Annotated in this window: 11 protein-coding genes, 1 tRNA gene and 1 riboswitch; of the genes, 6 read left to right on the forward strand and 6 right to left on the reverse strand. The window is 68.7% G+C overall.

Annotation, left to right across the window (positions count from 1 at the left end):
- Nucleotides 1-52: 52 nt before the first annotated feature.
- Nucleotides 53-177, reverse strand: a riboswitch (TPP riboswitch).
- Nucleotides 178-221: 44 nt separating this feature from the next.
- From VHC04_RS22700 to VHC04_RS22720, 5 genes are all read right to left on the reverse strand, one after another.
- Nucleotides 222-295: transfer RNA gene (locus tag VHC04_RS22700), tRNA-Gly, on the reverse strand.
- 379 nt (nt 296-674) lie between these two features.
- Complete coding sequence (locus tag VHC04_RS22705; protein WP_325685024.1) at nt 675-1445, reverse strand: SDR family NAD(P)-dependent oxidoreductase; 771 nt, start codon at nt 1443-1445, stop codon at nt 675-677.
- 52 nt (nt 1446-1497) lie between these two features.
- The gene (locus VHC04_RS22710) at nt 1498-2109 is read right to left on the reverse strand and encodes a gluconokinase (protein ID WP_325685025.1); all 612 of its coding nucleotides are present in this window, start codon (nt 2107-2109) and stop codon (nt 1498-1500) included.
- 6 nt (nt 2110-2115) lie between these two features.
- Entirely contained in the window at nt 2116-3099 is a 984-nt protein-coding gene (gene gnd, locus VHC04_RS22715) for a phosphogluconate dehydrogenase (NAD(+)-dependent, decarboxylating) (protein ID WP_325685026.1), read from the reverse strand.
- A 135-nt stretch (nt 3100-3234) separates the two neighbouring features.
- The gene (locus VHC04_RS22720) at nt 3235-4032 is read right to left on the reverse strand and encodes a hypothetical protein (RefSeq protein ID WP_325685027.1); all 798 of its coding nucleotides are present in this window, start codon (nt 4030-4032) and stop codon (nt 3235-3237) included.
- 202 nt (nt 4033-4234) lie between these two features.
- Here VHC04_RS22720 and VHC04_RS22725 point away from each other — a divergent pair, with 202 nt between their 5' ends.
- The 5 genes from VHC04_RS22725 to VHC04_RS22745 all read left to right on the forward strand — a co-directional run bounded on the left by VHC04_RS22725 (nt 4235) and on the right by VHC04_RS22745 (nt 9480).
- Nucleotides 4235-5596, forward strand: a complete 1362-nt coding sequence (locus tag VHC04_RS22725) for an aspartate aminotransferase family protein (protein ID WP_325685028.1) — start codon at nt 4235-4237, stop codon at nt 5594-5596.
- Nucleotides 5597-5739: 143 nt separating this feature from the next.
- A complete protein-coding gene (gene ggt, locus VHC04_RS22730; protein ID WP_325685029.1) occupies nt 5740-7458 on the forward strand; it encodes a gamma-glutamyltransferase in 1719 nt (572 codons plus the stop codon).
- Between the two features lie 140 nt (nt 7459-7598).
- On the forward strand, nt 7599-8552 hold the full coding sequence (locus VHC04_RS22735) for a hypothetical protein (protein WP_325685030.1): 954 nt from the start codon (nt 7599-7601) through the stop codon (nt 8550-8552).
- A 176-nt stretch (nt 8553-8728) separates the two neighbouring features.
- Nucleotides 8729-9214, forward strand: coding sequence for a CinA family protein (locus VHC04_RS22740; protein WP_325685031.1), 486 nt, complete (start codon nt 8729-8731; stop codon nt 9212-9214).
- Nucleotides 9211-9480 (forward strand): hypothetical protein, encoded by a 270-nt coding sequence (locus VHC04_RS22745; RefSeq protein ID WP_325685032.1) that lies wholly within the window; start codon nt 9211-9213, stop codon nt 9478-9480. The genes VHC04_RS22740 and VHC04_RS22745 overlap by 4 nt, the downstream gene beginning before the upstream one ends.
- Before the next feature lie 49 nt (nt 9481-9529).
- Here VHC04_RS22745 and VHC04_RS22750 read toward each other — a convergent pair whose 3' ends face one another.
- Nucleotides 9530-10480 carry an oxidoreductase gene (locus VHC04_RS22750; RefSeq protein ID WP_325685033.1) on the reverse strand — a complete coding sequence of 317 codons (951 nt, stop codon included), beginning with the start codon at nt 10478-10480 and terminating at the stop codon, nt 9530-9532.
- A 174-nt stretch (nt 10481-10654) separates the two neighbouring features.
- Between VHC04_RS22750 and VHC04_RS22755 the strand changes: the two genes are divergently transcribed.
- A complete protein-coding gene (locus tag VHC04_RS22755) occupies nt 10655-11719 on the forward strand; it encodes an LLM class flavin-dependent oxidoreductase (RefSeq protein ID WP_325685034.1) in 1065 nt (354 codons plus the stop codon).
- Nucleotides 11720-11792 lie beyond the last annotated feature (73 nt).

The following is an 11792-nucleotide window of genomic DNA, read 5'->3' on the forward strand; positions in this document are numbered from 1 at the left end:
GGACCTCTCCTTCATCGTCAGTGGCGGGTCGGCTGACGGCGGAAACAGTCCCTGCAGGAGACAATCCCGTCCCTCCGCCGGCATGACCCGGTTCAGGTTCAAGGGTCATCGCACCACCGGTTGCTCCGGTTCTGTCGATATCTCAGCCCCTCTGGCGGGACACCCCTCGGTTATCCGAGGATGCGTGGATTTAGGGGCGGGTGTCAAATGGGATGCGGGGATGGAGCGGGTGACGGGAATCGAACCCGCACAGCCAGCTTGGAAGGCTGGGACTCTACCATTGAGCTACACCCGCGTCGGAGCCGGACCCTAATCGCGGCTGCCTCGGGATGCAATCGGTTGTCTGTCCGAAGCCTGAGCCTGTGGTCGTCACGGAGGTCGCGGCTGGAATTTGTCGATCAATGAATGATTCCGAAAACGCGCGCGCAGCGCGGATGGGATGGGGCCGTTGTAGGAGACCGCGATATCCTGTGGATAACCCTGAACCGGCCGGATTTCCCGGCGAGTCGGCGGTCGGGATGTCCCTGTTGATGACAGGTCCCACATACGAATGTCGTCCCGAGACAGGTGGGCATCCAGGGCCTTTTGGCCGCATAACCCAGGTTATCCCCATCATTCCCAACCCGTCCGGCATTCCCAACCCATCCGGCATTCCCAACCCGGTCGGGCGACGCCTACATCCGTCCGGCGTCCACCACCCAGAGCTGGCTGGTGCACATCCGGCTGTCATCGGCCGCCAGCCACAGCACCATCCGCGCAAGATCGGCCGCCACCAGCTTGGTCTTCAGGCACTGCATGCGCAGCAGGTTCTCCTCGGCCTCCGGCGTCAGCCACAGATCGATCTGCCGCTGCGTCATCACCCAGCCGGGGATGACGCAGTTGACCCGGATGTTGAACGGCCCGAGGTCGCGGGCCATGCCCTTGGTCAATCCCTCCACGCCGGCCTTGGCGGTGGTGTAGGCGGGCATGCCGCCGGCGCTGGCGTGCCAGGAGATCGAGCCGAAATTGATGATGGAACCGCCGCCGGCCGCCTTCATCATTGGCGCCACGGCCTGGATGGCGAAGAACTGGTGGCGCAGGTTGGTCGCCATCCGCTCATCCCAGTACTCGACGGTGACGTCTTCCCAGTCGTGGCGCTGGTCGTTGGCGGCATTGTTCACCAGCACGGTGATGGCGCCCAGGCGGCGACCGATCTCCTCGATCGCGGCGCGCAAGGCGGTGACATCGCGCAGGTCGCAGGGCAGGAACAGCGGTGGCGGCAGCCCCATCTCGTGCAGGTTGCCGATCAGCGCGCCGGCGGCTTCGGTGGCGATATCCAGGAACGCGACCCTGGCGCCTTGACGCGCGAACTGCGTCACTTCCTCGGCGCCGATGCCGCTGGCACCGCCGGTCACCAGCACGACCTTGTCGCGCAGACTGGGGTAGGAGGCGAAGACCTGGGGCATGTTGCGTTTCCTTCGCGTTGATGATGATCGCCCTGCGATGAGGATGGTTCCGTCAAGACAATGATGGGCCAAGCCGCCGGCGCACGCCGTCCAGGGCCCTGGCAATGACCTCGTCTCGTGACCCGTCGATATCGATGACGAGCGGGTGTTCGTCCGGCCCCGGTTCCTCCAGCGTGGCGAACTGGCTGTCCAGCAGCGCGGCGGGCATGAAATGGCCATGCCGGGTGCGCATGCGATCGGCGATGAGCGGCTGGGATCCGCGTGGAAAGACCAGGATGCTGTCCGCACGGCCGTCCAGCAGCACCGACCGGTAGGCCCGTTTCAATGCGGAGCAGGCGACGACCGCGGATTGTCCCTGGTCCTTCAGCGTATCCAGCCGGTCGGCGATGGCCTGCAGCCAGGGCCACCGGTCCTCATCCGTCAGCGGCGTTCCGGCGCGCATCTTCGCCACGTTGGCCGGCGGGTGGAAATCGTCGCCTTCCAGAAATGGCCAGCCCAGATGTTGGGCCAGCGCGGCCGCGATGGTCGTCTTGCCGCTGCCGGACACGCCCATGACCAGGATCGTGCAATGCGGGCGGGCGGTACCGGACTCTCCGCCGGACGAGCCCGCTTCGCCACGACCGGGTATCGGAATGTCGCCGCGTATCGGAATGCCGCCGCTCATGAGCGATCAGGTCTTCGGCGGTTCGACATGGCCGCCGAAGCCGAAGCGCATCGCCGACAGCACCTTTTCGGCAAAGGTATGGTCCTGGCGGGAGCGGAAGCGGACGAACAGCGACGCGGCCAGGACATCGGCCGGCACGGCTTCCTCGATCGCCGCTTCCACCGTCCAGCGGCCCTCGCCGGAATCCTCGACGGTGCCGGAAAAGGATTCCAGGTGCTCATCCTTGGCCATGGCCTGCGCCGTCAGGTCCAGCAGCCAGGAGGTGACCACGGAACCGCGGCGCCAGACTTCGGCGATGTCACCCAGGTTCATGTCAAACCGTTCCGCCTCCGGCAGTTTCGCGGATGCCCGGTTGCGCAGGATGTCGAACCCTTCGGCCATCGCCTGCATCATGCCGTATTCGATGCCATTGTGGATCATCTTGACGAAATGGCCGGCGCCCACCGGGCCGGCATGGATATAGCCTTGTTCCGCCCGCGGATCGCGGCCCTCCCGATGCGGCGTGCGCTCGATCGTGCCGATGCCGGGGGCCAGCGCGGCGAAGATCGGGTCCAGGTGACGCACGGCATCGGCATCGCCGCCGATCATCAGGCAATAGCCGCGCTGCAACCCCCAGACACCGCCCGAGGTGCCGACATCGAGATAGCGCAGCCCCTTTTCAGCCAGCGTCTTTCCGCGGCGGACATCATCCTTGTAGTAGGTATTGCCACCATCGATGATGATGTCGCCAGGGGCCAGCAGACCGGCCAGGGCGGCGATGGTATCCTCGGTGATCTTGCCGTGCGGCAGCATGACCCAGACGGCGCGCGGTGAACCGGACAGTTTCGCGACCAGATCGGTCAGGTCGGACGCGGTGGTGGCGCCGTCATGGCCCAGCGCCCGGACCGTATCGGCATTGGCGTCCCACACCACGGTGGCATGGCCCGCCCGCATCAGGCGGCGGGAAATATTCGCGCCCATCCGGCCGAGGCCGACCACGCCGATCTGCATCCGTTTCTCTCCCTATGAGGTTCCGGACAGCGTGGCACAGCTTCGGGGCGGCGGAAACGGGGGCGCGTCGGTCATGCCACGCGGCTGACCTTGCGCGACCTCATGCCGATCTCCGGGGAAGCGGCGGTGTTATCCCTATCCCGCGCCCATCATCGCCGTTTCCGCCGCCGCCTGGCCGCGACGGGCCTGTTCCAGGCTCAGGCGTGCCATGTTCACCACCCGCTCCTGCGCCTTGATCTGCTGCGCGGCCTGGCTGTGCGGCGGCGGGGCGCCCTTGTGGTGCGCCTTCATCAAATGCAGCAGACGGGTGGCGGACCGGAATTTCGCCTCCGCCTCGGCCACCGGGTCCGCTTCCGCGGCCGGCCCGTCGCCCGGTGCCGTCGCGGCGGCGTCTGGTGCCGCGGTGGCTGCTTCCGTCTCGGTCTCGGTTGCTCCGGCGACCTCGCCAGTGGCCGGCATCGAAGGGCCGGCAGCCGCCGGGCCGAGCCGCTCGGCCTTCGGCAACACCATCCCGTCCGCGGCGGCTTCCTGCGAGGCCGACATGCCCGCCACCGTTTCCGCCGGCCCCGTGGCCGACCCGTCGGCGCGCTGCTCGGCACGCCGCAGCGCCTGCCGGCGTTCCAGCATGGTTTCCGCCTTCTCCGCGATCTTGGCGGTGCTGCATGCCAGGCGAATCGCCGTTTCCGCCTGGCGCGGCGATGCCATCTGTGCGGCGGACTCGCCCAGCAGGCCCAGGCTTTTCAGATAATGGCCCACCACCTGCGCGGCCAGGTTCAACTCATGCACGTCGGCGGGCTGGTACCCCGCCAGCAGGGCGCGCACTCCGGCCTCCGCCGCCACCCTGTCTCCGCCGGCGGCGGGCAGGATCAGCGGCAGCAGGAAGGCGATGGTGATATCGACGACGATGGTGGGCAGATGCGACAGTGATGACATGGCGGGATGACCGTTGTTCTCTTAATGTTCTATGCAACCATAAGTCGCATCCGGTCCCGGTTCAAGAAAAATTTCCGCAGCGGCCGCGTGCCTTCGCCCCTCACCCGCCAGGGCCATTGTGCATGCCATTGTGCATGCCGGCGCTTCTATCGCACCGCTGCATGCTCTAGCCTGCCGCCGTCATAGAAAAGAGGTGCGAGCGATGAACGATCTTTCGCTGACCGGCGATGCGCTGGTGTCGACCGACCACCGGTTCATGATCCACCCGCTGCATCATCCGCAGGACCACGCCGCGCCAAAAATTTTCGTCTCGGCCAAGGGTGCGATGTTGCGCACCGCCGACGGCAAGGACTTCATCGATGGGCTGTCGGCGCTGTGGAACGTGAATATCGGCCATGGCCGCAAGGAGCTGGCGGCCGCGGCGGCGAAGCAGATGGAGACGCTGGACTACGCCTCCGCCTATGCCGGCTACACCAACGAGCCGGCGGTGCGGCTGGCGGAACGGATCGTCGGCCTGGCCTATTCCAACAGCGCGGCGGTCTATTTCACCACCAGCGGCGCCGAATCGAACGAGAGCGCGTTCAAGTTCGCCCGCTATCACTGGAAGCGCCTGGGCAAGCCGGGGAAAGTGAAGATCATCTCCCGCCGCTACGGCTATCACGGGGTCACCATGGGGGCGATGAGCGCCACCAGCCTGCCGAACTACCACAAGATGTTCGGCCCGATGATCCCCGAGTTCAAGCAGGTGGCGCCGCCCTATCCGTACCGCTGGCCGGGCAACGGCGATGCCGGCATCGGCGCGGCCGATGCGGTGGAGGCGTTGATCCAGGCCGAGGGGCCGGACACCATCGCCGCCATCATCGCCGAACCGGTGATGGGATCGGGCGGCGTGATCGTGCCCCCAGCCACCTATTTCCCCCGCCTGCGCCAGATCTGCGACCGCCACGACGTACTGCTGATCGCCGACGAGGTCATTACCGGCTTCGGCCGCACCGGCCAGTGGTTCGGCATGGGCCATTGGGGCGTCGAGCCCGACCTGTTCAGCTTCGCCAAGGGTGTCACCTCGGGCTACTTGCCGCTGGGCGGCGTGGTCATCTCCAGGAAGCTGCACGACGTGATCCAATCGGCCCCGGCGGATGAGAAGTTCATGCACGCGGCAACCTATTCCGGCCATCCGGTCTGCTGCGCGGTCGGCCTGGCGAATATCGACATCATGGACAAGGAAGGCCTGGTGGAGCGCGCCCGGGTCGAGGGTGACCGCTTCCGCGCCGGGTTGGAGACGCTGGCGAGCCTGTCCTGCGTGGGTGAAGTGCGCGGCATCGGCATGCTGGCCGCGCTGGAGCTGGTCGAGGACAAGGGCAGCAAGAAGCCGGCGAAGGGTCTCGGCGCCAAGGTGGTGGCACAGGCGGCGGAGCGCGGGCTGATCCTGCGTGTCCGAGCGGCGGCGGACGGGCCGCCCGCCAGCGGCGATGTGCTGTGCCTGGCGCCGCCGCTGTCGACACCGGCCGCGACGCTGGACCGCATCGTGCAGATCGTCGGAGAGTCGATCCAGGCCGTGCTGTAACCCCGGAGGTGAGGCCGATGCCGAGCGCCAACGCCACCAGCGCTCGGTCCTGCCTTCCGTCGTGCCCGCGGGCGCCGGCCAGTATGCCCTCGCCGTGGCGGGGGTTGGCCGTGATGGTCGGCGGAGGCCGGTGGCGGAGTGCCGTGGCTGCCCTCCTCCTGGCCGTCGTCGCCGATCCTGCCCTCGCCGCGTCTCCCCCGGCGGTGGAATCGGAGAGCGGCATGGTCGTCGCCGCGCAGCAGCTGGCGGCGGCGGCCGGTGTCGAGATCCTTCGCCGCGGCGGCAACGCCATCGATGCTGCCGTGGCGATAGGCTATGCCGAGGCGGTCACCAACCCGTGCTGCGGCAATATCGGCGGCGGCGGCTTCCTCACCGCTCGGATGGCCGATGGCAGAGCCGTTTTCCTGAATTTTCGGGAAACCGCTCCGGCGGCGGCGACGCGCGACATGTACCTGGACGTCGGCGGCAACCCGGTCCGGGGCGCCAGCCTGACCGGTTGGAAAGCCGTGGCGGTGCCCGGCACGGTGCTGGGACTCGACACGGTGCTGCGGCGTTACGGCACCTTGCCGCGGATGACCGTGATGGCGCCGGCGATCCGCCTGGCGCGTGACGGGTTCGTGCTGACCAGGGCGGATGCCGCTGTCCTGGCGCGGGGCGCACGGCTGCTGCGCCAGGACGCGAACGCCGCCCGCCAGTTTCTCCATCCCGACGGCACTCCCTACACCGCGGGCGAGACGCTGCGGCAGCCTCTGCTGGCTGCCACGCTGGAGGCTATCGCCGATCGAGGACCCGATGCCTTCTACGCCGGAGCCATTCCCCGGGCGGTGGAGGCCGCCGCCAGGGCCGGCGGCGGCATCATTACGGCGGCCGACTTCGCCGCCTACCGCGTCACCGACTCCGCGCCGCTCTCCTGCGCGTATCGCGGCTATACGATCCTGTCGGCGCCGCCGCCCTCCTCGGGCGGCACCACCTTGTGCGAGATCCTGGCCATTCTGGAAGGCTACGACCTGCACGGCATGGGCTTCGCCAGCGCCGGTTCGGTGCACGTGATGGCCGAGGCGATGCGACTGGCCTTTTTCGACCGCAACCGGTTCCTGGGCGATCCGGCGTTTGTGCACAATCCGCTCGACCGCCTGCTGTCCAGGGAGCATGCCGCTTCCCTCCGGGCGCGGATCACGGACCGGGCGACGCCCTCCGCCGCGCTGGCGACGGCGGCGGAGAAGCCGGAGACGACGCATTTCTCCGTGGTGGACAAGGACCGCAACGCGGTCGCGGTGACCTTCACGATCAATGGCGGCTTCGGCGCCGGGGTGATCGCCGGCGATACCGGTTTTCTGCTGAACGATGAGATGGACGATTTTACCGTCAAGCCCGGCACGCCGAACCTGTTCGGCCTTGTGCAGGGCGAGGCGAATGCGATCGCCCCCGGCAAGCGCCCGCTGTCGTCGATGACGCCGACCATCGTCCTGAAGGACGGGCGGCTGCGGATGGTGCTGGGCTCGCCGGGCGGGTCGCGCATCATCACCGTCGTTGCCCAGGTGATCCTGAACATGATCGACCACGGCATGGCGCCTCAGGAAGCGGTGGACGCGCCGCGCATCCACATGCAGGGCCTGCCCGACATCCTGTTCGTCGAGCGCCGCGGCCTGTCGCCCGACACGCGCGCGCTGCTGGCGGCCCAGGGCTACCGGATCGAGGAACAGGCGCCCTGGGGCGCCGCGGCCCTGATCGCCACCGGGTTCGCCCGGGCAGCGGGAAAGCCCGCCGGCATCGATTTCGCCGCGGAGCCTGGCGCTGCCGGCACGCGTCTGTCGGGTGCGATGGACCCGAGGCGGCCGGCCGGGGCCGCGTTGGCGCCCTGATCTTTCTCTCGATGCAGGAAATTTTCCTGTTGCGCCGCCCATGGCGCTCGGGGTAATAGGAGAACATTCAAAGAACATCCCGCCGGCCGCCTGTCCTTATCGCCGGTTATGTCACGCGCTCCCTTTCGGAATCTCCCAGCATGTCAGCCATCAAGCCCATTGACGCGCCGTTGTATGTCATCGCCCCCATCGTCAACCCGGTACGCTACCGGTCCCGCTACAGCCTGTATCGCGACTTCGCCAGACACATCACCGATGCCGGCGCCGAGCTGTATACGGTGGAGGCGGCGTACGGCGACCGGCCGTTCGAGGTGACCGAGGACGGCAATCCCCGCCATATCCGCCTGCGCACCGCGCATGAGCTGTGGCACAAGGAGAACCTGATCAACCTCGGTGTCGCCCGCCTGCCGGCGGATTGGCGATACGTCGCCTGGATCGACGCCGACGTCACCTTCGCGCGCCCCGATATCGTCGCCGAAACGATCCAGCAATTGCAGCATTACAGCGTGGTGCAGATGTTCTCCCACGCCTTGGATCTGGGCCCCCGGCATGAGCCGCTGAGCGGCTTCGACGGCTTCGTCGCGCAGTATCTGCGGCAGGCGGGGACCGGCCAGGACCGCGACGTGCGGCCGGACGCCTATGGCCGCTGGCATCCAGGCTATGCCTGGGCCTGCCGCCGCGACGCCTGGGACCATCTGGGCGGCCTGATCGACTTCGCCGTTGTCGGCTCCGCCGACCGCTACATGGCCTGCGCCTTTCTCGGCCAGGTGGAAAGCTGCCTCAGCCGCGACCTTACCCGCCGCTGCCCGACCTACACCACCTGGTGCGCGGCGTGGCAGGAGCGGGCGGACCGCCACATCCTGCGCAATATCGGCTGCGTCGAGGGGTTGCTGCTGCACCATTTCCACGGCCCGAAGCGCGACCGCGGCTATGTCCGGCGGGAGGAGATCCTGTGGCGCAACGATTTCGATCCGGCGCGCGACATCAAGCGGGACTGGCAGGGGCTTTGGCAGCTGACCGACCGCAAGCCGGCGCTGCGCGACCGCCTGCGCGGCTATTTCCGCAGCCGCAATGAGGACGCCACCGCGGCATGAGCGTCGGCCGGGCGGTGGCGAGCGAAACGGTCCCGGGTGGGGACCTTCGCGGCAAGGGCCGTCCCCAGGTCGGCGGCGCCTGGGGAAATGGCCTTGTCGGAGAGCCCGGCGTGATGGACAGAACGCGGCCGCCGGGTCAGGCTTCCCGCCTTCCCTGTTGCCCATGGAGCCTGACCATGCTGCCCGCATCCACCCTGGCCGAAGCCGAATCCCTGCTGGCCGCGTGCCGCGCCAGGGGCGTGATGCTGGCGACGGCGGAAAGCTGCACGGGCGGGCTGATCGCCGGGGCGCTGACCGCGATCGCCCGATCCTCGGACGTGCTGGACCGGGGTTTCGTCACCTACTCCAACGAAGCCAAGAACGAAATGATCGGGGTGCCGATGCCCCTGATCGAGCAGCACGGCGCGGTCAGCGAGGAGGTCGCGCGGGCCATGGCGGATGGCGCCCTGAACCGTTCGCGTGCCGGGATCGCCGTATCGGTGACCGGCGTGGCCGGACCGGACGGCGGCACCGCCGCGAAGCCCGTCGGCCTCGTCTGTTTCGGCCTCGCGCGGCGGGGCGCGCCGACGGTGACGGAGCGGCGGATTCTTCCCGGCGACCGCGCCGCCATCCGTGCCGAGGCGGTGCGGCATGCGTTCGAAATGATCCGGGCGGCACTATGAGCCTGCCGCCGATCGATCCGCTGACGGCGGCGCTGGTGGTGCTGGCCACGGCGGGGACGGATGCGGTGTATGTGATGTTCACCTCCGCCGTCGCGGCAAAGCGGCGTGTGCCGGCGGCGACCTGGAGCAGCATCTGGTATCTGCTGTCGGCCTTCGCGGTGATCAATTTCACCAGCAACTGGATCTATGTCGTGTTCGCCGCGATCGGCTCCTGGGTCGGCGCCTATGCGTCGATGACGTTCCTGCACCGGCCCAAACGGACATAGCGAAACGGACAGAGCGGACAGGGCAATGGCCGTGAGGCGACCAGCGGCCTCAGGCTCCGAACGATACGCCGGTCAGCCGTTTCGACAGCGTCCACAGCGCCTTCGCCACCGCCGCATCCCGCGCCTGCGGATAAATCCGCGAGGGGCCCGGTGCGCCCCGTGTCTCATTCCATCCGCTCGGCCCGTAATACCCGCCGCCGACCGCCTCCGGTGCCGTGGCGGCAAACAGCGACGGCAACGCGCCCTCCCGCCCCGGCTGCGCGACGCGGTTGAAGATGAAATCGGCCAGCCGTCCCTTCACCCCGCGGCCCATGCCGTTGCGCACGATCTCGGTCCGGGCCCAGCCGGGATGGGCGGCGATGCTCCGCAGCCCCCACCCGCCGGCGACCGACCGCCGGTGCAGCTCCAGCGAGAACATCAGCATCGCCAGCTTGGTGCGGCCATAGACGACGCGCGGCTGATAGGTCCGTTCCGCCTGGAAATCGTCCAGGTCCAGCGTCACCCGCCGATGCGCGACCGAGGCGACATTCACCACCCGGCCGCCGCCCGGCGCGGCGCATACCGCGTCCTTCAGCCGCGCCGTCAGCGCGAAAGCGCCGAGATAGTTGACGCCCATCTGCCGCTCGAACCCGTCCGTGGTCACCTGCCGCTTCGGCAGCCCCATGATGCCGGCGTTGTTCACCAGGATGTCGATCCGCCCCTGCCCGGCCTGGACCGCGGCCTGGGCGAAGGCGGCGACCGAATCCAGGCTGGCCAGGTCCAGGCGCAGCACGCGCAGCGTCGCGTCCGGAACGGCCTGGCGGATGCGCGCCATGGCCTGGGCGCAACGCGCCTCATCGCGCCCGGCCAGGACCGTGTCGGCGCCAAGCCGGGCAAGGCCCAGCGCCGTCCAGTAGCCGATGCCGCTGGTGGGGCCGGTGACGACGGCGATCTTCCCGTCCAGGCGGGGCGCCCGGGCCAGGCTCCAGCCTTGTGTCGCTTCAGCCATGAGCGCCTGCATGATCGTTTCCCCCGAGTTCTGAAAGGGCGCCACCGGAAGGCACGGCTCCCCTCGCCGGCCGTGACGAATCAGACAGGACGGGTCAGTGTCGGGATACCCCGTATCAGATACCCCGTGTCAGGTGCCTCGTATCAGAAGGCGGGGATGGCGGAAAATCTCCATGGAGTCGGATCGATGAAATTCTGGATCACGGGCGTGGCCTCGCCGCGCGGTAGCGCTCGGACCGCCGCGCGGATCGAGGAAGCCGGTTGGGACGGGTTCCTGGTGGTGGATTCGCAGAACCTGTCCGGCGATCCCTATGTCGCGCTGGCCATGGCCGCGACCACGACCTCGGTGCTGGGCCTGGGCACCGGCGTCACCAACTGCGTCACCCGCCATGCCGCCGCCACCGCCTGCGCCATCGCCAGTGTCGACCGCGTGTCCGGCGGGCGGGCGGTGCTGGGCATCGGCCGCGGCGATTCCGCGCTGGCCCATCTGGGGCGGGCGCCCGCGAAGCCGGCGGTGTTCGCGCGCTACCTGCGGCAATTGCAGGCCTATCTGCGCGGCGAGGCGGTGCCGTTCGAGGAGATCGACATCCCGCCTGGGGTCGCGCCGCCGCTGGCCGGGCTGGAACTTGCCGACGCACCGCCGGCCAGCCGCATCGACTGGATCGGTGCCGGCCGCAAGGTGGAGGTCGAGGCGGCCGCCAGCGGACCCACCGTCATCGCCATCGCCGCGCGCCACGCCGACCGGGTGATGTTCGCGCTGGGCGCGGATGAGGAGCGGATCGCCTGGGGGATCGAGACCGCCAGGGAGGCGCGCCGCAAGGCCGGCCTGGACCCGGACGGCATGCGTTTCGGCGCCTATCTGAATGTCGGCTGCAATCCGGATATCGAGGTCGCCCGGTCCCTGGTGAAGGGCGGGCTGACGACCTTCGCCCGCTTCTCGGTCATGCACGGCAAGGCCAGCGGCCCGGTCAGCGAAACCGACCGGGCGGTGCTGCACGACCTGCGGCATGCGTACGATATGAAGGCGCACACGCGCGGGGATTCGGCCCAGGCGGCGGTGCTGACGCCGGATTTCATCGACCGGTTCGCGGTGACGGGCACGCCGGAGCAGTGCATCAGCCGGTTGAAAGGGCTGGCCGCCCTGGGCCTGGACCGGGTGGCGATCACCGGCGCCCTGCGCGGCGTGTCCGAAACGGACGCCGCCACCTCCCGGCGGCTGCTGGAGACCGAGGTGCTGCCGGCGTTGCGATAGGATCGGTGTCCCGGCCGCATCCGCCATGGCTCAGGGCGCGATCGCCTGAAGCCGGCGGTGAGAGGGCGTGAAT

The organism is Rhodopila sp. (assembly GCF_035548095.1).
Taxonomy (GTDB): Bacteria; Pseudomonadota; Alphaproteobacteria; order Acetobacterales; family Acetobacteraceae; genus Rhodopila.